The sequence below is a fragment of the Cytobacillus sp. FSL K6-0129 genome, assembly GCF_038007625.1.
Taxonomy (GTDB): Bacteria; Bacillota; Bacilli; order Bacillales; family Cytobacillaceae; genus Cytobacillus; species Cytobacillus kochii.
Window position 1 is genome coordinate 2505019 of sequence record NZ_JBBOXM010000001.1, and the last position, 25849, is coordinate 2530867.

31 protein-coding genes and 1 pseudogene are annotated in these 25849 nt (G+C 37.0%); 11 read left to right on the forward strand and 21 right to left on the reverse strand.

Going from position 1 to position 25849, the window contains the following annotated elements; translation table 11 throughout:
- Positions 1-44 precede the first annotated feature (44 nt).
- The 7 genes from MHI57_RS12505 to MHI57_RS12535 form a co-directional block, all read right to left on the reverse strand.
- A complete protein-coding gene (locus tag MHI57_RS12505; RefSeq protein WP_340976605.1) occupies positions 45-842 on the reverse strand; it encodes a DUF4097 family beta strand repeat-containing protein in 798 nt (265 codons plus the stop codon).
- Positions 835-1392 (reverse strand): HAAS signaling domain-containing protein, encoded by a 558-nt coding sequence (locus MHI57_RS12510; RefSeq protein ID WP_322909738.1) that lies wholly within the window; start codon positions 1390-1392, stop codon positions 835-837. Before MHI57_RS12510 ends, MHI57_RS12505 begins: the two co-directional genes overlap by 8 nt.
- Complete coding sequence (locus tag MHI57_RS12515; RefSeq protein ID WP_095371757.1) at positions 1385-1708, reverse strand: PadR family transcriptional regulator; 324 nt, start codon at positions 1706-1708, stop codon at positions 1385-1387. Before MHI57_RS12515 ends, MHI57_RS12510 begins: the two co-directional genes overlap by 8 nt.
- A 153-nt stretch (positions 1709-1861) precedes the next feature.
- Positions 1862-2614, reverse strand: coding sequence for an amino acid ABC transporter permease (locus tag MHI57_RS12520; protein WP_095371756.1), 753 nt, complete (start codon positions 2612-2614; stop codon positions 1862-1864).
- An 18-nt stretch (positions 2615-2632) separates the two neighbouring features.
- Positions 2633-3331, reverse strand: a complete 699-nt coding sequence (locus MHI57_RS12525) for an amino acid ABC transporter permease (RefSeq protein ID WP_340976609.1) — start codon at positions 3329-3331, stop codon at positions 2633-2635.
- A 51-nt stretch (positions 3332-3382) separates the two neighbouring features.
- Positions 3383-4228 (reverse strand): transporter substrate-binding domain-containing protein, encoded by an 846-nt coding sequence (locus MHI57_RS12530; protein WP_095371754.1) that lies wholly within the window; start codon positions 4226-4228, stop codon positions 3383-3385.
- Between the two features lie 17 nt (positions 4229-4245).
- Entirely contained in the window at positions 4246-4998 is a 753-nt protein-coding gene (locus MHI57_RS12535; protein ID WP_095371753.1) for an amino acid ABC transporter ATP-binding protein, read from the reverse strand.
- A gap of 214 nt (positions 4999-5212) precedes the next feature.
- Between MHI57_RS12535 and MHI57_RS12540 the strand changes: the two genes are divergently transcribed.
- A complete protein-coding gene (locus MHI57_RS12540; protein WP_340976613.1) occupies positions 5213-6367 on the forward strand; it encodes an acyl-CoA dehydrogenase family protein in 1155 nt (384 codons plus the stop codon).
- A 215-nt stretch (positions 6368-6582) separates the two neighbouring features.
- Here MHI57_RS12540 and MHI57_RS12545 read toward each other — a convergent pair whose 3' ends face one another.
- The 9 genes and pseudogenes from MHI57_RS12545 to MHI57_RS12580 form a co-directional block, all read right to left on the reverse strand.
- Complete coding sequence (locus tag MHI57_RS12545; protein ID WP_340976615.1) at positions 6583-6777, reverse strand: hypothetical protein; 195 nt, start codon at positions 6775-6777, stop codon at positions 6583-6585.
- 494 nt (positions 6778-7271) lie between these two features.
- On the reverse strand, positions 7272-8489 hold the full coding sequence (locus MHI57_RS12550; RefSeq protein WP_340976617.1) for an MFS transporter: 1218 nt from the start codon (positions 8487-8489) through the stop codon (positions 7272-7274).
- A 21-nt stretch (positions 8490-8510) separates the two neighbouring features.
- Positions 8511-8813, reverse strand: coding sequence for a hypothetical protein (locus tag MHI57_RS12555; RefSeq protein WP_340976618.1), 303 nt, complete (start codon positions 8811-8813; stop codon positions 8511-8513).
- 16 nt (positions 8814-8829) lie between these two features.
- On the reverse strand, positions 8830-9861 hold the full coding sequence (locus MHI57_RS12560) for a DUF2804 domain-containing protein (protein ID WP_340976620.1): 1032 nt from the start codon (positions 9859-9861) through the stop codon (positions 8830-8832).
- Between the two features lie 12 nt (positions 9862-9873).
- Positions 9874-10500 carry a histidine phosphatase family protein gene (locus MHI57_RS12565; RefSeq protein WP_322909744.1) on the reverse strand — a complete coding sequence of 209 codons (627 nt, stop codon included), beginning with the start codon at positions 10498-10500 and terminating at the stop codon, positions 9874-9876.
- 26 nt (positions 10501-10526) lie between these two features.
- Complete coding sequence (locus MHI57_RS12570; protein WP_322909745.1) at positions 10527-11327, reverse strand: MBL fold metallo-hydrolase; 801 nt, start codon at positions 11325-11327, stop codon at positions 10527-10529.
- A gap of 623 nt (positions 11328-11950) precedes the next feature.
- Complete coding sequence (locus tag MHI57_RS12575) at positions 11951-12136, reverse strand: hypothetical protein (RefSeq protein WP_328198205.1); 186 nt, start codon at positions 12134-12136, stop codon at positions 11951-11953.
- Positions 12048-12319: pseudogene (locus MHI57_RS25060) on the reverse strand (RHS repeat-associated core domain-containing protein); the annotation flags it as partial. The gene MHI57_RS12575 and the pseudogene MHI57_RS25060, both read right to left, overlap by 89 nt.
- Positions 12320-12398: 79 nt before the next feature.
- The gene (locus MHI57_RS12580) at positions 12399-12818 is read right to left on the reverse strand and encodes a MarR family winged helix-turn-helix transcriptional regulator (protein WP_157733877.1); all 420 of its coding nucleotides are present in this window, start codon (positions 12816-12818) and stop codon (positions 12399-12401) included.
- 276 nt (positions 12819-13094) lie between these two features.
- On the opposite strand from MHI57_RS12580, the gene MHI57_RS12585 reads away from it, so the two are divergent.
- Positions 13095-13532, forward strand: coding sequence for a DMT family transporter (locus MHI57_RS12585; protein ID WP_412728600.1), 438 nt, complete (start codon positions 13095-13097; stop codon positions 13530-13532).
- Between the two features lie 11 nt (positions 13533-13543).
- Positions 13544-14008 carry a DMT family transporter gene (locus MHI57_RS12590; protein WP_095371744.1) on the forward strand — a complete coding sequence of 155 codons (465 nt, stop codon included), beginning with the start codon at positions 13544-13546 and terminating at the stop codon, positions 14006-14008.
- A gap of 284 nt (positions 14009-14292) precedes the next feature.
- Here MHI57_RS12590 and MHI57_RS12595 read toward each other — a convergent pair whose 3' ends face one another.
- On the reverse strand, positions 14293-14916 hold the full coding sequence (locus tag MHI57_RS12595; protein WP_095371743.1) for an acyltransferase: 624 nt from the start codon (positions 14914-14916) through the stop codon (positions 14293-14295).
- 172 nt (positions 14917-15088) lie between these two features.
- On the opposite strand from MHI57_RS12595, the gene MHI57_RS12600 reads away from it, so the two are divergent.
- The 4 genes from MHI57_RS12600 (at position 15089) to MHI57_RS12615 (ending at position 17593) form a co-directional block, all read left to right on the forward strand.
- Positions 15089-15547 carry a MarR family winged helix-turn-helix transcriptional regulator gene (locus tag MHI57_RS12600; protein ID WP_157733876.1) on the forward strand — a complete coding sequence of 153 codons (459 nt, stop codon included), beginning with the start codon at positions 15089-15091 and terminating at the stop codon, positions 15545-15547.
- On the forward strand, positions 15544-16020 hold the full coding sequence (locus MHI57_RS12605) for a glutathione peroxidase (RefSeq protein ID WP_307316008.1): 477 nt from the start codon (positions 15544-15546) through the stop codon (positions 16018-16020). The genes MHI57_RS12600 and MHI57_RS12605 overlap by 4 nt, the downstream gene beginning before the upstream one ends.
- A 109-nt stretch (positions 16021-16129) precedes the next feature.
- A complete protein-coding gene (locus tag MHI57_RS12610) occupies positions 16130-16843 on the forward strand; it encodes a tryptophan-rich sensory protein (protein ID WP_095371740.1) in 714 nt (237 codons plus the stop codon).
- A gap of 21 nt (positions 16844-16864) precedes the next feature.
- Complete coding sequence (locus MHI57_RS12615; RefSeq protein WP_322909747.1) at positions 16865-17593, forward strand: alpha/beta family hydrolase; 729 nt, start codon at positions 16865-16867, stop codon at positions 17591-17593.
- A 35-nt stretch (positions 17594-17628) separates the two neighbouring features.
- Here the strand turns inward: MHI57_RS12615 and MHI57_RS12620 are convergent, their stop codons facing one another.
- From MHI57_RS12620 to MHI57_RS12630, 3 genes are all read right to left on the reverse strand, one after another.
- Complete coding sequence (locus MHI57_RS12620) at positions 17629-18282, reverse strand: spr1630 family ClpXP-sensitive toxin (RefSeq protein ID WP_445293219.1); 654 nt, start codon at positions 18280-18282, stop codon at positions 17629-17631.
- A gap of 251 nt (positions 18283-18533) precedes the next feature.
- The gene (locus MHI57_RS12625; protein ID WP_307316017.1) at positions 18534-18950 is read right to left on the reverse strand and encodes a hypothetical protein; all 417 of its coding nucleotides are present in this window, start codon (positions 18948-18950) and stop codon (positions 18534-18536) included.
- Positions 18951-18977: 27 nt separating this feature from the next.
- A complete protein-coding gene (locus MHI57_RS12630) occupies positions 18978-19736 on the reverse strand; it encodes an SGNH/GDSL hydrolase family protein (RefSeq protein ID WP_340976625.1) in 759 nt (252 codons plus the stop codon).
- Between the two features lie 132 nt (positions 19737-19868).
- Here MHI57_RS12630 and MHI57_RS12635 point away from each other — a divergent pair, with 132 nt between their 5' ends.
- The 4 genes from MHI57_RS12635 to MHI57_RS12650 all read left to right on the forward strand — a co-directional run bounded on the left by MHI57_RS12635 (position 19869) and on the right by MHI57_RS12650 (position 25060).
- Entirely contained in the window at positions 19869-20858 is a 990-nt protein-coding gene (locus MHI57_RS12635) for a LacI family DNA-binding transcriptional regulator (RefSeq protein ID WP_307316020.1), read from the forward strand.
- Between the two features lie 173 nt (positions 20859-21031).
- A complete protein-coding gene (locus MHI57_RS12640; RefSeq protein WP_307316023.1) occupies positions 21032-22429 on the forward strand; it encodes a hypothetical protein in 1398 nt (465 codons plus the stop codon).
- A 1-nt stretch (position 22430) separates the two neighbouring features.
- Positions 22431-23852: an aldehyde dehydrogenase family protein gene (locus MHI57_RS12645; protein WP_340976627.1), complete on the forward strand. Its 1422-nt coding sequence runs from the start codon at positions 22431-22433 to the stop codon at positions 23850-23852.
- A 17-nt stretch (positions 23853-23869) separates the two neighbouring features.
- Positions 23870-25060, forward strand: a complete 1191-nt coding sequence (locus tag MHI57_RS12650) for an iron-containing alcohol dehydrogenase (protein ID WP_251162207.1) — start codon at positions 23870-23872, stop codon at positions 25058-25060.
- Positions 25061-25173: 113 nt separating this feature from the next.
- Here MHI57_RS12650 and MHI57_RS12655 read toward each other — a convergent pair whose 3' ends face one another.
- Positions 25174-25734, reverse strand: a complete 561-nt coding sequence (locus tag MHI57_RS12655) for a hypothetical protein (protein ID WP_340976630.1) — start codon at positions 25732-25734, stop codon at positions 25174-25176.
- Between the last annotated feature and the right edge of the window lie 115 nt (positions 25735-25849).

Consider the following 25849-nt stretch of genomic DNA (forward strand, 5'->3'; position numbering starts at 1 on the left):
CCGAGAAAAAAGAGACAGCCTCAAGGGACTGCCTCCTACCTTCCTTATTTTTCCGTTAATTCAATTCTCCCATTACTTGTCTTCAACTTCACTTCTACCGACCCGTCACCAATGGTTCGATTTCCTTCATTCGATCCAAGGATATGCACCGAACCATTGCTCGTGTTAGCTGTGATGGTTGTATTGTTAACTGCTTCTTCTACCTCAACAATAATCGCTCCATTGGAAGTAGCCAAGTCTAACGGAGAGTGAATAGTTGGTAGTGACATCTGGATAGCGCCATTACTCGTTTGAGCTTTTATTTCACCTTGTATATCATTTGCAATGATTGCACCATTACTCGTTTTTGCATGAATATAATCACTATCAAGTTGCTTTAATCGTAGCTTTCCATTCTTCGTATCTAATATGACTTGATTGGCATTCAACTCCGATACATCTATGACACCATTGCTGCTTTCGACACTTATTTCTTCATATGCTTCTCTTGGTAAATAAACTTCTATTTGTTTATTAAACTCTTCTAAATCAAAACTAAATAAGCGAAACGTTCTTTTATCCTTTTGATGCTCTACTTTCAAAGTATCTCCTGCAACGGATACTTTGAAATCCTCATGTTCTTTTCCTTTCATTTCACCACTTAATCTCACCTCTGCCTCGCCATCGGTTGGAGCGAGGATAACTTGGGCATTATCTGTTTTAACCTCTACATTGTTAAAGGCTTCTTCAATTGTTTTCGTCTCCGAAACATTTTCTGCTTGCAATTGCCCATAGGTAAACGCAAACCCTACTCCACCAACGCAAACGAGCAATCCACCAATTAATAATAACTTCTTAATCACCCTTCATACCTCCTTTAACAATCGAGACGTTATAAGAAAGATAACGAATAAAAATTTTCTTCATGAATTTAGTAACATACATCATAGCGACCAATAATAATAACCCCAACCCACAAAAAAGAATAGCAGCAAATAAGTTCACTAATTCAAATGATGAGGTTATAAAAATGTCGATGAGCACTAATAAGGGTGAAATAATACCTGCAAAACTTACAATCCAACCGGAAAAGATTATACTAACGATGGCAAGGAAGGGACCGAGGACAATGATTAGATTAAATAGACCTAATCCAATGACAGCCAATGTCGCCTGCAAAATATTTTGGATGCCACCATCACCTTTTGCTTGCTCGATATGGTAACTCGCCTTAACCTCCTTAGCAATACCTCTCGGTGAACCGAGATCTTTAGCAATTTCCTCCTCTGTTTTCCCCTCTTCTAAACCAAATTCAAAATGGGCTTCATAATCTTGAAGTAATTCCATTCTTTCTTGTTTATCAATATCTTTTAATTCCGCTTCTAAGGTGATGAGAAATTCCTGTTTATTCATCTTTAACACCTTCTTTTATTAAATGATTAACCCCGTTTGTAAATTCGTACCACTCTGCTAACAACGCCTGTAAATAGATGCGTCCTTTATCTGTTAACTGATAATATTTTCTTGGGGGACCTTCTTTAGATTCCTGTAAATAAGTTGTAAAATACTCTTCCTTCGTTAACCTGCGCAATAATGGATAAACCGTACCTTCAGATATTTGAATTTGGTCAGATATCTTCTGTACTAGCTCATATCCATAATGATCCTGCTTATCAAGCAAAACTAAGACGCATAACTCGAGCACACCCTTCTTAAACTGGACGTTCATTTTCTTCCTCCTTCCACTACTATATATTATATAGTACTAAACAATATGTGTTATTAATTTCTGTAATCATACTATAGCAGGTAGTATTATACATTGCAAGGTACTGAATGAAATTTTCCAAAAAAAAGAAGCCCGTAGACTTCATTTTTAGCTTTAGACTCTTAAAGGAACATCTTTACTAATCGTTGTGTTCATTTTCTTTTGCTTTATCTCTTTATTCCTCATTTTTGCTTCTATATAGGTAAAAAGCACTTCCAATAACCAACAAATCAACCAATAGATCAGAGCAGCGACTAAGTACATTTCCAAAAAGTGATAACCATCATTAGCAATGATTTTTGCCAGTGCCATCACTTCTACAACTTTTACCGCAAATGCTAGTGAGGTCGCCTTTATTAAACCAATAAATGTATTTCCCAAGTTTGGTAAGGCCACTAAGAAAGCTTGCGGTAGGACAATTCTTTTTAATGCTTGAAAAGTAGTCATTCCCACAGAATGGGCCGCTTCCATTTGCCCGATTTGTACAGCATTTAAGGATGCCCGCATAATTTCTGCTTGATAAGCTGATACATTAATTGTGAATGCAATAAAAGCATAAAGCAGTGGTGAAATATGATCAGCATTATAGGCTGTACCGAAAGATTGATTCATTTTTTCTAATAGAACAGGCACACCGTAGAAGAATACATATAATTGTACCAATAATGGCGTACCCCTAATAAATGATATATAAATAATGAAAAGGCGATTAAGGATAGGGACGCGATAAATTCGGCAAAGAGCAATTAGCAGACCGAATATCAATCCAAACACCATTGCAACAACAGCAATTGCTAAGGTGATTGGCACCCCTTTTAAAACCTCGGGAATCTGCTCAATAGCAAATTCAAAATTGATGATAGGCATTAAGTGTTCATTCCTTCATTATGATTTGGATAAACTGACCTTTCCTTTCTTTAAAACCTTTTCTAATGTACTAATGACCATTTCTATTAAAATACAAGTGCCCCAGTATATAAGAGAAATGACGACATAAATCTCAAACATACCTATACCATGGTTATTACCTAATATAATCCTTACTTGACCCATAATATCGATAATACCAATCGTGAATGCTAAGGAAGTATCTTTTAATAGTTCGATAATGTTATTACCTAAATTCGGTAAAGATAAAACGAAGGCTTGAGGCAACACCACTCTCCATAATGCTTGTGTATAGGTCATCCCTACACTATATGCTGCTTCAAATTGATCCTCACCAACTGCCAAATAGGCAGAACGCACAACTTCTGAAAGATAAGCAGCATTATGCAGGGAGAGACTAATTAAAACAAAAATCATCCGATCCATACTATTAATATCAATATGAAAAGCTAATAACAGCTGTGGTAACCCAAAATAAACAAGAAATAATTGCACTAATAAAGGTGTCGATCGGCAGAATGAGAGATAAAATGTTGCGATTTGATAAATTACTTTGAATCTCTTAATACGGATAATCGCTATAGCTACGCCTAAGACTAATGAACAAACTAAGGAAATGAGTAACATAAATAAGGTGATTGGTAGCTTATCTAATACTTGTATAAACAAACTAAACCAATCATTCACCACCGACATCCAACCTTCTCCCCTTTCTAATAACAAAGAATAATCCGTAATTCGACGTGATTACGGATTAAATTTATAGTTTTCCTCATTGATATAATCTAAGTTCTCAAAGAAATTGACTTCAAACCATTTTTCAGCCAAATCTGGTAAGGTACCATCCTCAATCAGCTCTTTCGTCACATCATCGAACTCTTTAGCTAATTCTGTGTGTTCTTTATTAAAAACGGTATATACAGGCTCTTTTGACACAATCCCGGCCACTTTCAAATTTAAATCCAACTCTTTTTGGACAGCATTGAATGTTGTTACATTAATAAACATGGCATCATCCTTACCATCATTAACCCGCTCTAGATTATCTGCATTAGAAGGAAATTCAATACTCTCAATATCAATTTGCTCATCAGGATTGTTTTTGTTATAACTATTTAATATTGTTCTTAAACCACCACTAGGAGACATCGGTGCTAATTTTTTACCTACCATATCTTCTAATGTTTTGATATCATCACGATTTGGTTGTGTTACGAGAGAAGTGAGTGAATAACCAAATTCCTGTTCAGGATAAAGGAACTTTTCTTCTCTTTCAGGGTTTTTAAAAAACCAATTAATCGCAAAATCATATTTGCCTGTATCCACGCCAACTAAATTTGCTTCCTCTTCTCCCCAAACATATTCAAAATGGTAGTCTTCTAATTTCTTTTCTACTTCTTTCAAATAATCCATATCGTAACCAATTGGCTCATTATTATCATCCGCATATAGGAATGGTGGATTCACCTCGTCACTTATGGCGACAGTAATAACTTTCTTACCATCTTCAGTTGTCCCATTACTTGAAGACGAGCACCCAGCAATGAATAAAACGCTTATTATAAGTAAAAATGTAATTTTTAACCCTTTCATATTAGTCCTCCATTCTCTTAGATAGTAAAGTCTGGTTCCTTCATTATTCTTTTTAAAAACTTTCTTGTTCTCTCTTGTTTCGGGTGAATAAGAATGTCGTCAGGTGGCCCTTGTTCAATAATCTGACCATCATCCATAAATACCACTCTATTCGAAACCTCACGAGCAAAATCTATCTCATGGGTGACAATCATCATCGTAACCCCGCCACTAGCAATTTCTCGAATAATTTCTAGCACTTCTCCTACCATTTCCGGGTCAAGTGCTGAAGTTGGTTCGTCAAACAATATAACGTCCGGATTTAGTGCTAACGCCCGGGCAATCCCCACTCTTTGTTTTTGACCTCCAGATAGTTGTTGCGGATACGCATTGATTTTATCTGCTAAACCTACCTTAGTTAGAATGTCTATCCCGATTTCTCTCGCCATTTTTTTCGATTTCTTTTGTGCAACGATTAAACCTTCTGTGACGTTTTCTAGAACCGTTTTATTCTCAAAAAGATTATAGTGTTGAAAAACCATCGCCGTCCTTCTTCTTAATTGGAGAATGTCTTTCTTTACTGGTTTTTTTGTTTGTATCGTTAAATCATGGATTGATATTGTTCCTTCGTCTGGTTTTTCCAAATAGTTCACACATCTAAGGAGCGTTGTTTTTCCTGAACCGCTCGGACCAATAATTGTAACAACATCCCCTTTTGATACTTCTAAATCAATACCTTTTAATACATGGTTATTTTTAAACTTTTTATGAATATGCTTCAGTAAGATCATTTAAACCTCACTTTCCTGCATTACTGCATTGGTGTTAGAATTTTATAAAAAAAGATTAACAAAACAATTTCTATATGTAAAGTCGGAATTTTATTATTTTTTAAATATTTCAACAAACCAGTATCCTCTCCTTGACGAACATGAACCACTTGTTTAACATTTAAACCAACAAAGGAAGTAGGGATTAGATAGTTCATTAGAGGAGGAAGAGACATTGGTTTCACAATTATTCGTGAAGACGGAAGAGCAGAGAAAATGGTTACATGCATTACAAACAAAAAAAGCGACGTTTCTTAGTCGTTCACAAGAGATAGATGAAGAGGCGAAATTCCCTCATGAGAATATTCGTGAATTAGTGGAATTAGGTTATACAAAAGTGACATTACCTAAAAGATATGGCGGTGAGGGGCTTGGTGTGTATGACATGGTTCTTTTCCAAGAAACCCTTGCTTCCTACGATAGTGCCACTGCCTTAAGTATCGGATGGCATGTTGGTGGATTAGGTGAAATCTATGAAAAGCAATTATGGACAGAGAAACAACTTGCCTCTTTTGCAAATGATGTACAAAAAGGCGCACTTGTGAATCGGTCTGTGAGCGAAGCACAAACGGGTAGCCCGACAAGAGGTGGCAGACCCGGAACTACCGCTGTGCGCAAAAATGGATCGTGGGTTATTAATGGTCGTAAAAATTTTACAACAATGTCGCCTGCTTTAACCTATTTTCTCACTTCTGCCTGGATAGAGGAGAAACAAACGATTGGCTTTTTCTTAATTCATAAAGATACGCCAGGCTTATCTATTGACGAAACATGGGACGTCGTGGCTATGAGAGGAACAGGAAGTCATGATCTCGTATTAGATCAAGTAGTCATTCCTGAAGAGGCACTCGTTGAAACAATTGTTGACAGGGGAAAATCTTTAAACGGATGGGTACTACATATCCCCGCCTGCTATCTCGGAATTGCTCAAGCAGCTAGAGATTATGCCGTACAATTTGCCTTAGAGCATAAACCAAATAGTATAAAAGGGTCTATTAGTGAATTACCGAATGTACAAACACTTCTTGGTGAAATCGATGCCGCTTTGCTTGCTGCAAAACATCTACTCTATCACGTGGCCGAAGTATACGATGATATAAATAGAAGAAAATATATTGAAAACGAACTAGCTGTTGCTAAATACCAAGTAACACATGCAGCACTTAACGTTGTCGATAAAGCGATGCGTGTCGCAGGAGCAAAAAGCTTACAACGTAATAATCCACTTCAAAGATATTACCGAGACGTCCGTGCTGGTCTTCATAATCCGCCAATGGACAATATCACCATTCAAAAACTTGCTGAATCAGCGATTGCTCAGTATAAATAAGGGCAAGCTAAAATCAGACACGCGGGAATTCCAAAATGAAATTTCTCCGTGTCTTTTATTGTGGCGTTAGGGGAGAGCTTTGTAAGGAGTTGAGTATTTTAAAACTGTGGGATTTGTAGGGAAATTGAGGACTTCGACTCAGCGCATCTTTGTCACTTGTAATGTTTGTCATCACGAATTTGGCAATCTATCTTACCGCTTGCTTTTACTAATGACTATTTTAGGTCCGTCCCCACATCTTTTTGCTTTTTATTTGGGATGTGTTCGGATTTCGTTTTTGGCAACACACCTACTTGCTTTTCATCCCAGTTATGTTCGTATTCCCATTTTGGCAACACACCTACTTGCTTTTCATACAAGTTGTGTTCGTATTCCCAATTTGACAACTCATCTATCTGCTTTTCATACAAGTTGTGTTCGTATTCCCAATTTGACAACTCATCTATCTGCTTTTCATCCTAGTTGTGTTCATATTCCTAATTTGGCAACTCATCTACCTGCTTTCCATCCTAGTTGTGTTCGTATCTCCAATTTGACAACTCATCTCACTGCTTTTCATCCTAGTTGTGTTCGTATCTCCCATTTGACAACTCATCTACCTGCTTTTCATCCTAGTTGTGTTCGTATCCCCCATTTGACAACTCATCTACCTGCTTTTCATCCTAGTTGTGTTCGTATCCCCCATTTGACAACTCATCTACCTGCTTTTCATCCGAGTTATGTTCGTATTCCTAATTTGGCAACTCATCTACCTGCTTTCCATCCGAGTTGTGTTCGTATCTCCAATTTGACAACTCATCTCACTGCTTTTCATCCTAGTTGTGTTCTTATTGAACCTTTCACATTTCCCAAGGCTTCTTTTTATCTTTTTTTACCTAATTACCTCCACTATCCCTATTTCCCTTCAATCCAGTGGTCTCATTTCACTTAGCCTCACACCATTGTGTCTATATTTGAATAGAAACAGAGATAATAAGCTTAATATTGTGGTCCCGATTACGAAGGGGAAATAAGTGTTCCATTCAGTTATCACACCTGCTAAGAAAGTAGCGAGCATTCCGGTAAGACTTGTCAGAACATATACTGCGCTTCTGACGCGAGCGATTAAATGATCGGGTGTAATTCCTTGTTGGACAGAGATTTGGACAACAAATCCCATTGAAAGCGCACCATCGAATAGAACCATCCCCAAACACATCAAATAAAAATGACTAGTGGTCAAAAGTATAATCCCAACCCCTGAGATAGCCATGAGGAGACCTAGGAAAGGTAGCCAATTCATTTGATTAAACCGCGGCATGAGAAAAACACCTAGCAGATTACCAATACCGGCGCATGACAGTAACAGTCCAATTTGTGTTTCTGAGAAAGCTAGTGTTAAATCTGCATGCATGATGACACTGAGAATGATAAAAGTGGTACTAAAGGAGAGCACAATCGCCGTTAGAGTGATTAACTTTTGTGAAGCATTAATAAAAAGGTGGCCCATTCCTGCTTTCGATTCTTCGATAAAAGCCCTTACACTTTTTACTAAAGTTTGTTGTTTTTTCACCGTTGGTTGATGATTGTATTTTGTGAAAATTAGCAGAAGCATGGCTGCGAGATAGAGCGTGCCACAAATGATGAGGGTAGTCGAGCCACCATATGTTGCAAAGAGATAGCCACCTAAGGCTGGGCCAATGAATGTAACAATGGCATCCGCTGCCTCAAGTAAATTATTCGCACTTAAAAGCCTTTCCCTCGAAACAATGCGGGGAATCATTGCTTGTTGGGCAATTTGAATAACAAGACCAACAAAACCGAGTAAAAATATAATGATAGTAATCAACCATAGATCCCCTATATCTCTAGCGAAAATATAAGAAAGAAAAAATAACAAACAGCCGTATACGAAATTGGCAACCCAAGCTACAGTCACCACATTGATTCTTTCAATAAACGTTCCTACTGGAATGGCAAAGAGAATCGATGCCGCCTTTTGCACCATTAATACAGCCGTCGTTACAATAGGAGACCCAGACATACCGAGAACAATGAGGGGAAGGATAAGTTCATAAAAACGATCACTTAATAGACGCGATAAGTAATGACTCCACACTTTGATAAATTCTCCGTTTATCATCGACCCTACCTCATTCCCCTTCTATATCGTTTTCGTATATTTTACCCATGCCAATACATTCAATAGAATTGTCACGATTAAAAGCACACTTGAAGCAAGGACAACCGAACTTGTTATATCCATCAAGGCATTAAAATCTTCTATTTCTATAAGAAATTTTTGCACCATTAATTGAAATAAAATAGCCGTACTACAACAGATGAAACTTAAAAATGAATACGTCATCCACCGTTTGGCATTTTCTTGTTCTCGACCAAGATTAAGCAACGGTAAGATCCAAGCAACTATGCCTAAAACCAGACTCCCTATATTTAACCAACCCATAATAACCACCTTTTGCTCACCATTTATTCTCCACCCTCTCAGCAAAACCAAGAAAGTCTTTCAGTACAATGGTTGTTCCATCATCCAATACCGCTTTCCCAGTGAAATGACCAAATACTTGATGCTGATCACTAGAAATAACTATGACCGAGGTGTAATCTTTACGATCTAAAATGGGGATGAAGTCCATTTCGAACCTTCCATCGCTTGAAGTGAATCGCCAAGGTGAGAGATAGTCAAAGATTCCATTATTCTGTGGGATATGGAAAGTAACCTCTTCCAGTTTATGGGCCACTCCATCATAGAAGAGCATATTTTCACTGGCAAGTGAAGTATCGCCAAAACCATAGCCGATATTAAAGCCGAATGTTTTCCCCTCGACAACGCCAGATGCTGATCCCCAATACCACGTATTTTTATATGTCCATACCCCCCTGCCCCAGTCTAATGTAGCAAAGCTATTCTTTTCCTGAAATTGATATTCTGTTTGCCCATAGTGGACACTGCCCTTTGCACGCATCCCATTGATCTTTTGATTATAGTAAAACGCTTGTCGATCTTCCTTAAATGGAATAGCCATTACAATAGAATCTTTAGCCACATTAACTAAATCAATGTCACAGGCAAAGTCAGTTTTACCATCGAAATTTTTCATATGACAACATAATTTCCTACCATTCTTTATATGCGAAAAAGACATCTTAATTCGCTTATCTTCGTAAACAATATCGCCTTCCTTTGAAGTCGACGGTAAGTTCAACTTCCCAAATGTAAGAGGCTTCATAATGCTTGTCGTTCGATAGGAAGCACGCTTAAAATCAAGAAAAGACACACTCAATAAAGCCATGTAGGAATTGTCGGCAATGGTCAGAGCCACACCAAAATCATCATTACAAACTAAATAATAATCCCATTCCTTTATTCTCCACGCTTGAGCCTTGATGGCCTTTCGATCATATGTAAGCAGGAGTTGTTTTGCATACCCTGATTGAACAAGTTCCCCTTTATCATTTAATAGATGGCCCGCTTCCGTCATTTCTCTCTGCACAACATAACCTCCCTAAGTGAATTCATATTGGTCAGGTTGAAGATGAGACATATCTGCTTCCAATAGGATGTTTTTCTGACCATTTACAATTTCAATTACTGAAAGACAAGTATCATGAATGTACGGGGCATCCCAAAGTTTTTCCATAGGTATTTGTTTCAAGTAGGCAAGAAGCGTTTTGATTACGACCGTATGTGTAACAAGCAAAACATTTCCATTCTTATGGTTTGTCATCACTCTTTTTAGCACTTTTACTGCTCGATCCTGTACTTGCTGAAAACTTTCTCGTTCTGTTGGATGATAGAGATGAGGCGCACACCAAAAGGCATGGAATTCATCTGCGTATTGTTTTTGGACATCTGATTGTTGCTGCCCTTCCCAACTTCCCATATAAATCTCTTGTAAATCCTCATCAGTAAAAACCTTAATTGGGCGATTGCCTTTAATCAGGCTCGCCGTCATCATCGTTCTTCCACTTGGACTGGCATAAATCGCATCAAACGGGACTTTGCTTAAATGTTCTCCTAATAATTTGGCGTTCTCACTCCCAATTGTTGTTAGGTCAGAATCTAATCTTCCCTGTAGCCTTCTTTCTCTATTCCATTCTGTCTGACCATGTCTTGTCATGTATATTTTCACCATTCACCCTTCTTTCTGTACAAAAACTAAAATCGAAAGCTTATCTGTTGAAAGGAATGTATACCTGTCCCAAATTGATCCAATTGATGGCTCTTTAAATACTGAACTGCATCATAAGCTTCCTGCAAAACAGTCGGTGCTAATCCTAATGTATGATGTGATCCGAACACTTTTGCTACATTGGGAATCATCGCTATTTTCTCAATTGATCGCACGAGATCAGATGGACTCGTAGAAGGATAAAAAGCGAATATAGGCTCGGTATCATACAATAAATCGCCTGTAAATAGGTAGTTATGTGTTTCATCATAAATAGTAATATGCCCCGGTGAGTGTCCTGGCGTATGATAGATTTTAAGTTTTCGATTCCCTAATTGCAGCACATCACCATCCGCTAGTAAAGCGGTCGGCTCTCCTGTAAAAGGCTGATATGTTTCAGGATTAAATGTTTTCGGTTTGGGGATTGTAATATCTCTTTGTATATCAGTGCGGATTTGTTGGAGCGTAAGACCACTAATACCATTAACTAACCAGTCTTTATCTAGCTCATGAACGTAAATCGTATCGTACAATCCATGTCCACCAATATGATCGACATGAACATGCGTTGTTATGACCTCAATAGGTAAGGAAGTTAATTGATCGGTTATACGTTTAATGTTATCTATTCCAAGACCTGTATCAATGAGTACCGCTTTTTCTTCACCAATGAGCAAAAACGAATGTACTTTTTCCCAGTGGCCATATTCACTAATCGCATACGTTTTACTATCAATTAATTGCACAGTAAACCAAGAATCTTTAATTAACACAAGCTTCACCTGCATTTCGAAAATTGAATTAGAAGAGCATTGGGAGTAGTCGATTGATTATAATGTTCTTTATTAAGTATAGCAATTGCCAATGTATGTGAATAGGTAGCATTTTCAAAAAGAGATAAGTGTTAGCCATAATTGTTGTATGGCGTATGCCATTCAATTATTGAGGCATAGGTCCTCTTACCGTTTTTTTCTTTTTAGAATAAATTAGATTACTCATAATAAATACTCCCCCATAAGAGCCAGATTTTTACTTTTTAATCTGTCTTCCTAAAGGGGAGCATATTAACTTAACGTGAAGGAGGGGGTTTACAGTCAGCTTCTTATGCTATCAATTTTTCTATATCAATTGGGAAATCTCTTAGGAGTTACACAATATTTGTTACTTAGATGGATATCCTGATACTAGAGATGTTATCAGAAAAATTTATTCTGTTCTGTATATGTCCAGTGTTTTCTAGAATTATCCACTTTATAAGAAATGCACAAGCGGTATTTTTTGCGAGAGGGATAAACTATATAATGTTTATTTTTTTATACTTCTAATGAAAGTGAACAACTTTTGTCTTTGTCTTTTTCTTTTTTTCCGTAATTTATGATAATCAAGTGCGAATAACCTGGAGTCAGTATGTTTATTTGTCGTCTACTTTCTGTTTATCGATAGCAAAAATTCTTCCACTTCGTTTGTCAGGTTCTTTTATAGCCCACTTTCGATTTTTCCAAGCTTTTTTACCTACCTTTATTCCTGATTCCACACTTTCTTCCGTTCTTCCAAACCAATTTACCAGCTCCGCTAACGAGCTTTGCTCTGTGACCATCTGGGTCAACTAATTTAGCAGATTGTTATTTGCGTATATATATCCATTTGGCGTAAGAATATCATCATCATCACCAGCGCATCTGGATCAAGGGAGAAAAAACACCATGAGTTGGATGATAATCTTGCTATTAAATAATAGTGATCCGTTTTCCTCATCAAACTGATATCCAGCATATCGGTAAAGTAAGGAAATCTCATTAGATTGCTAAAAAAAGGGACCAAAAAAGCTCACATAACGGCTTTTTTTGGTCCCTCGATATTTATCCTTTTACCATTCTTATAATATGGTCAAGGTCTGGTTTCGTCAGCGATGCATCTAAAGTTTGGTTTAATACATTAGAAATCGATTCAAACAACTGACTTCCTTCTTTGGTAAGAGTAATATAACTAGCTCTTTTATCGTCTTCACAAATTGATCTCCATACAAGTTGTTTGTTTTGGTAATTCTCCATGCGTGTAACTAATCGAGACAAAGCGCTATGACTAAGTCCGATTTTGGGTTGTAAATCCGTTAACCTTAATTTAAATTTATCTGCTTGTGATAAATGATACAAGAGATAAAATTCATTAAGGTTTAAATGGTATTGCTGTTGTATAACGTTATCTATCGCGTTATATAAACGGTTATAAAATTTTGAGTAGTTTACCCAAAAGTCGACTAATCGTTCAGGCGTTTCCAATGCAATCCCCTACCTCGAAAAACTATATTACGCATCTAATAAGCATATTATATCGTTAAACACACTACAATCAAAGTTCTATGCTCATTAAGCCAATTAAGTTGACAGGAAACAAAGATTGAATTATTATTTGCATGCGCAAACAAATAAAATGCGAGGTGATTCATCATGCTCTTCAATCATCAAAGTTCCTATCAAGATAATTAATTAACTTTCGAGTTCTATATTCCATGGGAAACTCATTCATTTTGGACATAAAAATTAAAATTTAGGGGGATGTTTTTCGTGCGTTACTTAGCATATATTTTAGCCGTATTGGCAGGAACAGCACTTAGCTTCGAAAGCGCAATATACGGTCAACTTGGAGAAGCAATAGGAAAGCTAGAGACCAGTTTTTATAACTTCTTTATGGGCACTCTTATCATGGGAATAATATGGTTATTTTTTGGTAAGGGGAAACTTTCCTATACGATGGAAGCACCAAAATGGTCACTTTCTGGAGGAATTTTAGGAGTCATATATTTAACAGCTATCGTTATAAGTGTTCCTTTTGTTGGTGTTGGGATAACGATGGTTACAGTAATTATTGGTCAACTGATTATGAGTATGATCATTGAACACTTTGGTTGGCTTGGTATTAAACAAACTAAAATCAATAAAGAAAAAGTATTTGCAGTAATTTCTATGATTATTGCCCTTATATTAATTAACTAGGAGGTCTCCTTATGGATAGTTTAATGATTCTATTTACCTTATTAGGTGGTATCGCATTAAGTGCACAGTCATCCGTCCACGCAACCTTCAGCCGGAAAGCTGGAACTATCGAAACAACTTTTTTAACCATGTTAACTGGTTTAGTCTTTCTGACAATTATTATTATATTTTTCGGTCAAGGCAATGTACTTGGAATCCTTTCAGCACCTGTATGGCAGTTAAGCGCTGCACTTTTAGGTACGGCGTTCTTACTTCTCTCTGTCATAGCTGTTCCAAAAATCGGGGTTATAGCAGCCAATGTTGCCATTATCAGCGGACAACTGGCAAGTAGTATGATTATTGATCACTTTGGTTGGTTTGATAGTTTAATCATACCTTTAGACTGGAAACGACTTGTTGCACTAATATTTATGATTATTGCTGTTTATTTCATCTACAAAGGAAATAAACGCTCTAACGCTGAAACCATTTCTTGAAGTTACCATAAACATAGAAACGCTACAAACCCAAAAAGAGTTTGTGGCGTTTTTATAATGGATATTCCATTAATTAAATTCCCCAATATTTATACATATATTATAAGGATAATTGTTAGCTCTAACCAAAATCAGGAAGATAAATCATCGCTTCTTCCCCTAAACGCTTTAGTCAAGCCAAATAAATGGAATGATAAGTCAATTAAATTTTAAAGCCTTATTACATTTAAGATATCATCATGTTCTTTTTAAACTAGTGAAATCTAGCATTTTATCTCATCCTACTATAACCGCTCTCGACTCCAAGTTGTTCCTGTTTTGATTATCTTAGCTGGAGAGCCCGCAATGGTTGTATGTGCTTCGGAGAAAGGTTTAGTAACAACTGATCTTGCTCCGATGATCGTATCGTCCGGAATCACCGCGCCTTTGGAAATCAAGCAACTAGCAGCAACCCAAACATGATTACCAATGACCACATCCTTTGCACCGTTCAATCTTTCATTTGTTTCAAGGTCAAGAACGGAATGAGCATCTGTTGTTCTCACGGCTATATCATAAGAAAACATACAGTCCGCTCCAATGGTAATATTCTTTCCTTCTTGTGATAGTAGATAGACATTCTTAAAGGTCGTTCGGTCACCAACTTTAATCGATTGTTTTTTGCCTTTTAATAAAATATGACCAATCAAGTCGGTATCTTCCCCTATCATAATTTCATTATTTGAACCTCGTATGTGAATTAATATATTGGATAGTTTTGTCCCTTTTCCAATATGGATTTTATTATTTGAACCAGTGATTTTTAATTCAGCATTTTTAAAAATAAACGATTCTTCATCGTATATTAGTTGATTGTTTTTTCCAAATACTTTCGTCGTTAGTCCTTTAATTTCTTCTTGAAGTATCATGAAAATGGACCTCCTTACAATTATTGCTCGTATTATAACATCACTGAGGTATTGTAAAGGAGGAATTTACAGAAACTGAAAGCAACTGTTACATATGATTTAATTGTTATCTTATTTTTGCATTTACATCGTACCCGATATATAATGTATCGTGTACGATGTAAATGAGGAGGTGGTCAAAGTAAAAGCACAGACATTAGAAAATCAATTATGTTTCGCTATTTATAAAGCAACAAATCAATATACTAAGTTATACCGGAAAGCACTGGAACCGTTTGACCTCACTTACCCTCAATATATTGTCTTACTGGCTCTGTGGGAAAATGATCATATGATTATTAAACAATTAAGTGAAAAGTTATCGTTAGGGATTGGTACTTTAAACCCCATTATTTCTAAACTAGTAGAAAAAGATTATGTAATGAAAACACCCTCACCTATGGACAAAAGATCTGTAGTCATTTCATTGACCACAAAAGGTAGAAACTCCGAAAGTACGATATCAGAAATGATTTCAACTAAAGCTACAAAATGGGATTCATTCGCTATATTTGATGATCAATTCAAATTAAAATTACAAGAATTGAATACACTGTTATCTCAATTAAATGAAGGGGAGGAGAAAAAATGAATTTATATGATATAAACGTAAAACTCGAAAACGGTACCAATTATCAATTGGAGCAATATGAAGGCAAGGTATTACTAATTGTCAATACCGCAACAAAATGTGGCTTGGCCCCACAATTTGCAGAACTTGAGAACCTATATCAAAAATATAAAGATGCGGGACTGGTTATATTAGGATTTCCTTCGGATCAATTTAAACAAGAGCTCGACTCTGCTGAGGAAGCGAGTGAAGCTTGTCGGATGACCTATGGTGTTTCATTCCCTATGCATGAAATCATTAAAGTGAATGGAAAAGAAGCACACCCTTTATTCAATTATTTAACGACAGAAGCAAAAGGTTTTCTAAGCAAAAGCATTAAATGGAACTTTACTAAGTTTCTCATTAATCAAAATGGAAATGTGGTAGAGCGCTTCGGTCCTACAGATAAACCAAGTGATTTTGAGGAAAAAATAAAACAACTACTATCAAATTAAGAAATATGTCACTTCGCCTTCCCCATGGTAGATAACTATGATTATTACCGTTCACTTTAGGGTATTACAATTAATACCATCATTTTATTTATCAAGGGGAGGCTCATTCATGAATCAGTCAAAGAAACTAGGTATCGTCTACCTTATTACTTTCGCTATAATGATTTTCTTAAATTATTGGTCAGCTACAAATGTTGGCAATGTTGCTGATGCTAACCAACCTTTAATACAACCTGCTGGTTTTGCATTTTCCATTTGGGGGTTCATTTATTTACTTTTATTTATTTGGATTATCAGAGCTTTTTTTGTGAGAGGTGATGCTGTTTATGTAAAAACTAGCTACCTACCAGCTCTTAACTTTTTATTAAATGGCTGTTGGATTCTAGCTTTTACTGCTCAAGCACTACTAACATCAGTAATCATCATTTTTGCTTTACTTGTCACCTTAATTCTAATCTACGGTAGAATAAACGATACAACTCATACTTTCTTTGAAAAACTGCCATTTTCCATTTATATTGGTTGGGTTTCTGTAGCAAGTATTTTAAATGTATTTGTTTGGTTTGTAGGGATGGAACAAACTGTTTTTCTCGGATTGAATGAAGTGACTTGGACCTTTATTATGTTAGCAGTTGCTACAATATTAGCGATTGTTTTCTCTATTCGATTTAAAGACTTTATTTATACACTTGTTTTCATCTGGGCATACATTGGTATATATGCTAAAACACCTAATGATGCTGTGAAAAGCTTTGTGATGATCCTCATCCTTTTATTAATCGTTATTTTTATCTATACGCTCTACAAATTTTTCAAAAAGTAAATACAACTTAAGAGGCAAATTATGAAGAAGATAATCAAATCAAAAGTATTCCTTATCCTATCAGCTCTAGTAGTTACAGCAATCGGTGGATTTTTCATCTGGACTCAGCTCACTTATCATTCAGTGGGTGAGCCAACGATCCCCGTAGACAACCAAATAAGCGTTGAAGATGATTGGCTTTTATTCGGTGACCCTAATAGTCAAATAGGTATTATTCTTTATCCGGGTGCAAAAGTAGAACCCGATGCTTATGCTTATATCGGTCAAGAATTAGCTAAAGAAAATCTATTCATCGCTATACCACATGTAACACTAAACATCGCCATACTTGATGTTTCTAAAGCTAACGAAATCATTAGTACGTATAAAGATGTAAATTGGTTTGTTGGAGGCCATTCAATGGGCGGTGCAGCAGCAGCCATGTACGCCGATAAAAACATAGATCAAGTACATGGTTTAATACTACTGGGTGCCTATGCCTCTGATAATGATACACTGACAAATTCGAAACTACCTGTCTTATCCATAAGTGGCTCAAATGATGGCCTAAGTACGCCCGCTAAAGTTGAAGAGAAGAAGGTTTTTCTTCCAGATGAAGCAGACTTCGTAGAAATCGAAGGAGGAAACCATGCCTATTTTGGTGTATACGGAGAACAATCTGGTGACAACCCAGCCGACATTTCTATTAAGAAACAACAAGAAACGATCATCGATACCATTACTCATTGGATAAAAGAACAAAAACAATAATTAAGAAGGGCTATCTACTATAGATAGCCCTCCTGTTATTCTCCTCTAATTCCTTCTACTTCAATCTCTGTAATATGATAAGATGAATGAAATGCCAGAGGTAACCAGTCTTCAACTAAATGAATTTTCTTCATGCCTGGAGTTGGCATAAGCAGTTGAATTTTTGATAATAGTTTTGTTTCATCCATTTCATAGGAGACAATATAAAATTGATCAAACGTTTGTTTAAGAGAATCGAATTCACCGAAGCTTAATTGTTCAAAATTCTGAGAAGTGACGTCTTCTAACATTAACTGTTCTCCTACTTCATTCATTTGTTCTAATTGCTGCCAATCACTATGACGATTAATCTTGGAGAGTTCAACTAAATAGTGCTCCTCTTTTCGACTCGGTGATGATTGTGGTGAAGGTCCTCCACTTTTAATGATAAATAAAGAGTTTGTTGCCTTATTTTCGAATTTAAGATAACCCCATGCATAACCGGCTTTAGAAAATTCAAATTGAATCCCAAGCTTGCGACATTCTTGTGCTACGGCATCTTCAATATGATTGCCTTTTACCCATGCATAACCTGTACTAATAAGCATTTCACGTTTCTTCTGTTCACGCTCATGAATGTAATGCCTATATCCTTTTAATATACCATCAACAATCGCCTGACTTAATTCAGGTGAAAATTTATAATTCATCAAGTGATTATTTCCTCCTAAGTTTTCTTTTTCACATATTCAACCTTTTTTGGAAAGGAAGATCATTGCTTGTTTTGGAAAAAAACCATTTTTATTACCATGCCCTTTTGTCTATTAATTCTTTTTCGTTCTCCCATACCATACGCAATAGGAGCTTCTTTATTCTTTTCTATATTCTATTATTTATGGTCTTCTAGTAAAGAGAAATGATAAAAGCATTCGCCTAATGAAGAAACGAATGCTATCTTTCTTTAGCCATTTTGAATAGAAACCGAAGTTTTTTCTCTCTTTATTTTCCAGTTGAGTGATAAAACTTTTTCTATCTCGTTTAATTGCTCCTCACTTACCTTTATATTAGTTACTCCGTTTTCTACGAGCGTGTAATCTTGGTCTTTCTCTAATCCGAACTTCATACTTAACATGCGTTGCAAGCCAGGGAAGGTAAGGAATTTGATGCGGTAACCATTGTTAATCATTGAAACAAAGTTTGCCTCATCTTTTTGAGCCAGATGAGCTAATTGTTCAAATTCGAACTGCTCGTTGTACTTTCTCCACTCTGTCGCTTCGTTTGACAAAGATTTTCTTATAATTTCTTCGTCCGTTACACCTTTATTACGTAACAGCTCAATCATATATGCTTCCATTAAAGTTAATTGTTGTTTCAACATTCATCAGCTCCGAGGTTTTCTTTCATTTTACCACGGGATTGGCTTATTAAAGTACTCATTCATTACTTGAAACCAAATATAGTAACCAATATTATTCGGATGCACCCCATCTGCCAATGTGTCTTTTAACTCAAATGAACCGTCCGCCATTCTTTTTGCCATCGGTCGATAAATATCTATATATGGCCACTCGTTTTCTTTAATATACTGTTCTGTTGCTTTTAAATAGTCTTGATAAGAATGATTGCGCTTATTATCAATTTTTCCGTTATAAAGAACAGTTGTCGGATTGGGAGAAAGAAATAGAATTTTCGTATCAGGAGAGGCCTTTTTAATTTTATCAACGGTTTTATTAATCGCTTGCTCTGTTTCTTTTATGCTTTGATGATATTGATAACTATTAACGACACCTGTTTCAATCATTACCAAATCAGGCTCTGATTTTACCAACTTTTCAACCGTTCCATCCTTAAGTAGCATATTTAAGGTGTAACCGCTTTTAGCAAAGTTATGAAATGACAGCTTTTTTTTATGTGGCAAATGGCGTTCTCGCACTTCCTTTTCTAATAAACGAAACCAAGAAAACATCGGATGAGATGCCCCTTTCCCACGAGCAACACTACTGCCAATAACGGCTACCTTTGCACCGTTCTTACTGTAGCTTTCAGAGACAATATAATCATAAATTGTTGTCTGGTCGCTAAATGAATGGATAGTTTTAGCCGACACAGCAGAGCCAGAAAACAATAAAATACTCGTAAACACTAAAATCATCGTTTTTTTCATTTTATTCGCTTCCTTTCATACTCTCTGCTTACCCTTTTCACTGGTACTTAATCTAGGTCATTTTGACTTCTCTCTCCCATGGGAATCTGATAAAATAAGGAAGCACAGTTTTTCTTGAAAGGAGGAAACTAGATGGTCTCTTCTAAGGATGTTGCCAAACATGCTGGCGTTTCTCAAACGACCGTATCACGTGTACTTAATACTCCAAACCTAGTCAAAAAACCAACAGTAGATAAAGTGATGGCTGCGATTGAAGAACTTCATTACATTCCTAATGCCCATGCCCGTTCTCTTGTACAAAATAAAACAAACACGATTGCGTTACTTTCTGGACCCCTTCATAATCCTTTTTTTGTCGATACAACAGCTGCAATTGTTAATTACGCTAATAGCAAAGGTTATCGTGTGCATGTTCAATTTGTGAATGATGAGAAATTAAATGAGGCATATACTTCAGTAGTTGAAAATAAGGTAGATGGAGTCGTGATGTCCTGTATCTTACTTGATGATCCTATTTTCGAGAAGTTTGAGAAAATGGATATACCATTTATTACATATAATCGAAAACATATTAATAATAAACATTTTGTTGAAATCGATAATTTTCAGGCTGGCATACTTTCAGCTCGTCATATGCTAGAGTTAGGTCATAAACAAATTGCTTGGATTGGAGGTCCCTCTACCGTTAGTACATTTAAAAATAGATACGATGGCTTCGTTGAAGGGATGAACACTCAATACCTTGCATCGCAATATGTGATTCAAACGAATACATCAAAACAAGCGGTAAAAGAAGCATTTGAAAAACTGATGCAATTACCGACTCCACCGACAGCTATTTGTGCTGCAACAGATGCAATCGCTCTACAAACAATTGATGAAGCAACAAAGGCCGGTTTTCGTGTCCCAGGCGATATTAGCGTAGTCGGTATCGATAATGTTGACTTAAGTAAACACGGTAGTATCGAGTTAACAACCGTCGGAAGTATCTCTGAGCAAAATTTAGGTTTTCTAGCCATCAATGAACTGATTGAAATGATTGAAAATAAAAAAAACAGTTGCGTAAAAATCACTGAATCTGTTAAAGTATTTAATAGGAAAACAACAAAGGCATATCAATAGTTTTTATTTATGCAAAAATGAATACGTAACCATTTTGGAAGCATAATCCCTTACCCTCTTCCATATGAGCTTGAACGACTCATGTGGAATCGCTTTACACAAAAATGGTTACGTATTCATAATTTAATATTCTAACTTGTAAGGGTTTACAATTAAGGAGGAGAAAAACCGTCATGAAATGGAAAAACAGAAAATACGGCGAAGAATCACCGTATATCCCAGCAGGACCTTTTAAGGTTCGCTTACCTTTTATCCATTACCGTTTTGAATGGCCCGATTATGTGCAAGGACTATTAATGTGTGCTGTTGATTTATCAGCCATCCCACTTTTAATGGAATTACTCGGTATGCCTTTTGAAGTAGCACTCGCTATTGTTGTTTTAAATGGACTTTTTTACTTATTACATCATTTACTAGGTGATCCGGCTGTACCTGGTTGGATTACACCAGCCATTCCTTTAATCATGCTGTACTGTCAGCAATTCCCTGAAGGACCTGAACGTGTTCACTCACTGATCGCCTTCCAATTAACACTCGGTATTCTATCATTATTACTCGGTGCTACTGGGTTGGCATCAAAGGTTGTTCGCTTTATTCCGCCCGCATTAAAAGCTGGTGTTATCCTAGGAGCTGGTTTAGCAGCTGTCATCTCTGTTTTCCAAGTTGGTGGCCGTTTTGAATTGTTCCCTTGGACCATCTCGATTGCTATTGGAATTGGGTTTTATCTTTTATTTTCAAAACATTTTATTCAATTCCAAAACCGCAATGCCTTTTGGAAAACCATTGCTAAACTAGGTATTTTCCCTGTGATACTAGTAGCCGTATTTATTGCCCCATTATTTGGGGAAGCAAAGTGGCCAACAATTGAATGGGGATTCTCATCTCCAGATTTTATTACATTGTGGAATGAGTACACGGTATTCGGATTAGGCTTACCCCCATTCATGATGTTTATTACAGCCATCCCTACTGTTCTCGCTGCTTATATTGTTCTTTTCGGTGATGTATTACAAGTAAAAGCATTAGTGGAAGATGGTCAATCTATCCGCCCTGATGAAAAGGTTGATTACAACCCTAACCGATCTCACTGGATTTTCGGTATTCGTAATGGTGCCATGAGTATTATTGGACCTGATGTCACGATGGCAGGACCCGTATGGAGTGCGATGCAGGTGGTAATGGTTGAGCGTTTCAAAAAAGGAAGAAAAGCTATGGACTCGATTTTCGGTGGTATGGGTTCATTCCGCTGGGGAACGAATACCGGCTTATGGTTACTGCCAATCGTAAGTTTCGTTGAGCCTATACTAGGTGTTGCGATGGCATTAACTCTTCTCATTCAAGGATATGTAAGTGTGAAAGTTGGTATTTTAGAAGCACGAAGTCAAAAAGATCTTGGTGTAGCTGGGATTGTCGCAGCTGTTCTATGTATTAAAGGCGCTGCTTGGGCGTTTGCGGTAGGTATTATTCTTTGTCTATTATTATACGGAAAAGATTTCTTTAAAGGAGAAATAGACAAAACGTTTAATAAAGATAGTGAAGATCTCAAAAATCAAGAAAAGCAGGTGAGTTAATATGAAGAAACAATTATATATCAATGGTGAATGGAGAGACTCAGCAAACTATGCTGAACTCCTTTCCCCCTATACAAATAAAGTGATTGCGCAAATTCCACAAGCTTCAAAGGAGGAAGTGGAAGAAACCATTGAGATGGCGCATCAAAAAAGAACAGCGATGGCTCGTTTGACTGCCTACGAGCGTGCAGAAATATTAGAAGAGCTTGTTCTATTATTTAAGGAAAATCGACAAAAAGCTGCTGAAATCATTTCTTTAGAATCAGCGAAACCATTGAAATTCTCACTAGGTGAAATTGACCGTACGATTGAGACATATAAATTCGCGGCTGAGGAAGCAAAACGCTTAACAGGAGAAATGATCCCGATGGACGCAGCCAAAAACGGGGCTAATCGATTCGGTTATACAATCGAGGAACCGATTGGCGTAATTGGTGCCATTACACCATTTAATTTTCCACAAAATTTAGTAGCACATAAAGTGGGACCAGCGATTGCCTCTGGAAACCCGATTGTATTAAAACCAGCATCGCAAACACCATTATCTGCTCTATTTCTTGCTGAACTCCTTGACCAAACTTCTTTACCTAAGGGTGCATTTAACGTAGTTACTGGCAGTGGTCGTATTGTCGGAGATGCCCTTGTCGAGAATCCGCTTGTGAAAATGATTACTTTCACTGGTAGCCCAGCCGTTGGTATTGGTATTCGCAATAAAGCAGGACTAAAGAAAGTTGCTTTAGAACTCGGCTCTAATGCAGGACTGATTATTGATAGAAACGTAGACTTAGAAGAAATCGTAGCTAAATGTGTAACAGGTGCCTTTTCTAACCAAGGGCAAGTCTGTATTTCTCTGCAACGCACTTACGTACTAGAAGAGATTTTTCCTGCGTTCGTTGAAAAGTTTGCCGAAGCTACTCAGGCGTTAACAATCGGAGATCCAATGCATGCAACAACTGACCTATCAGCGATGATTCATCCAGCTGAACAGGAGCGAGCATTGAGTTGGGTTGATGAAGCAGTCTCCTTAGGAGCAGAGATTATTACAGGCGGAAAAATTGAAAATGGCGTATTTTTACCAACCATCTTAACGAATGTCGATGCGACTGCAAAGGTTTCTTGCCAAGAAGTGTTTGCCCCTATTGTTATTGTTAACCGTATCTCTTCAATTGAAGATGGTATTATTGCAATCAATGATTCTGACTATGGTTTGCAGGCTGGTATTTTCACTAATGATATTCAAACTGCCTTCCATGCTTCTAAAGCACTTGAAGTGGGCGGCGTGATGATTAATGATATTCCGACCTATCGTGTAGACCAAATGCCATATGGCGGAGTGAAAGAAAGCGGTACGGGCAAAGAAGGTTTGAAATACGCGATTCACGAAATGACTGAAACTAAATTAATTGTTTGGAACCAAAATTAATTAGAGGAGTGACCATCATGTCTGAGAAAATCACCTTTACACCTATAAGCTACACAGGCTGGGATGCTCTTTCCCACCTCGTTGAAGAAGTAGAAAAGTTTAACGTCAAAAAAATCCTTGTGATTACTGACCCTTTTTTAAAAGAAATTGGCTTAACGGATAAAGTGACGCATCCACTTAATGAGGCAGGATATATCACTGATGTTTACACTGATGTTGTTCCTGAACCACCACTTGCCGTTGGGGAAAAACTGGTCTCCTATACGCGCGAACACGCTTTTGATATGGTCATCGGCATCGGTGGCGGAAGTGCACTTGACTTAACAAAATTAGCTGGCGTTATCGCTGTTCATGAAGGTGATGTAGCTGATTATTTAAATCTAACCGGCACAAAATCGATTACAAAAAAAGGATTACCGAGTATCTTAATTCCAACTACATCTGGAACAGGATCAGAAGTAACAAATATCTCCGTCCTTTCATTGGAAACAACAAAAGATGTCGTCACGCATGATTATTTACTTGCAGATGTAGCTATTGTTGACCCAGCACTCACAATGTCTCTTCCTGCAAAGGTAACAGCTGCTACTGGGATCGATGCCCTTACACATGCGATTGAAGCATATGTGTCTAAAAATGCTAGCCCAGTCACGGACGCTTTAGCACTACAGGCCATTCGCCTAATCAGTCAATCCATCCGCACAGCTGTTCATCATGGCGACAATAAACAAGCACGCATTGACTTGAGCTATGGTAGTTATTTAGCTGGTATTGCTTTCTTTAACGCAGGTGTAGCTGGGGTTCATGCACTTGCTTATCCATTAGGCGGGCAATTCCATATTGCCCATGGTGATTCAAACGCTGTTCTTCTGCCATATGTGATGGGCTATATTCGTTCTGCATGTGAAAAAAGGATGAAGGATATTCTCGATACAATGGGCTTTAGCTCTACCCATCTTTCACAAGAAGAAGCTTCCCACCGTTGTGTAGAAGAATTAAAACGCTTAGTCGAAGATGTTGGCATCCCGTCTTCTTTAAAAGGCTTTAACATTGGCCATGATGCACTTGATTCGTTAACAGAAGATGCGACAAAACAAACTCGTTTACTCGCGCGAAGTCCAATGGAATTGTGTAAAGAGGATATATATACAATTTATGAAGCCGCCTTTGAGGGTAAAGTAGTTGATCAAACGCTAGTAAAAGCATGATGATAAAAAGGGGTGCAATTAAATTACTTGCATCCCTTTTTTATTAGATAAGAAAGTATAAAATTTTTCAATGAGTTTTCATGTCTAGCTCCAGGCGCCTTGCGCTTTTCTTATTAATCTGTTTTCAATTCATAATTAGCTACTCGATTCTCTTTAAATGTAATGATTAGCCATTCACTATCAATACTAATGATACTCCTTTCATTACCCAAATAATAAACGATGTTATTGTCACTCTTAAAATACGTGTTTTCTGTTGGTGTTCCTAGTTTTTCAATTACTTCGTTATAATGTCTATTTTTTAAATCATACGTATTTAACAAATCGTCTATCATTCCCACTCGTTTGTGTGGATTATTTCTCCAATCCATTTCATTAAATTTGGCATGAACGCCATTAAAAACTAGTAGGCTAATCAATGCGATTGGCAATACCAATGCTAAAGAAAACAACCAAAGTTGCTTGGGCTTCTCCCTCCTATTTGGACGTAAGCGTTTTATCGCAAACCACACACATAAAAAATACAATACACTTGGTAAAATGGCATATAGCACCGTATGAAGATTCATATTAACATCAGCCAGCGAAAACAAAATGAACAGTAGAAGATTAACCATCAAGTACAATATCGTTACGATAACTAGAAGAGGTAAAACTGCTTGAGTGAACTTCATAAATTAGAATAAGCTCCTTTTATTCATTTGGTATTATTATACATTCATTTAAGTTGATATTGGTAGTTATCTAGAGTGATTGTTTTCACACGGTCAGGGGAGGCGAACATGCATT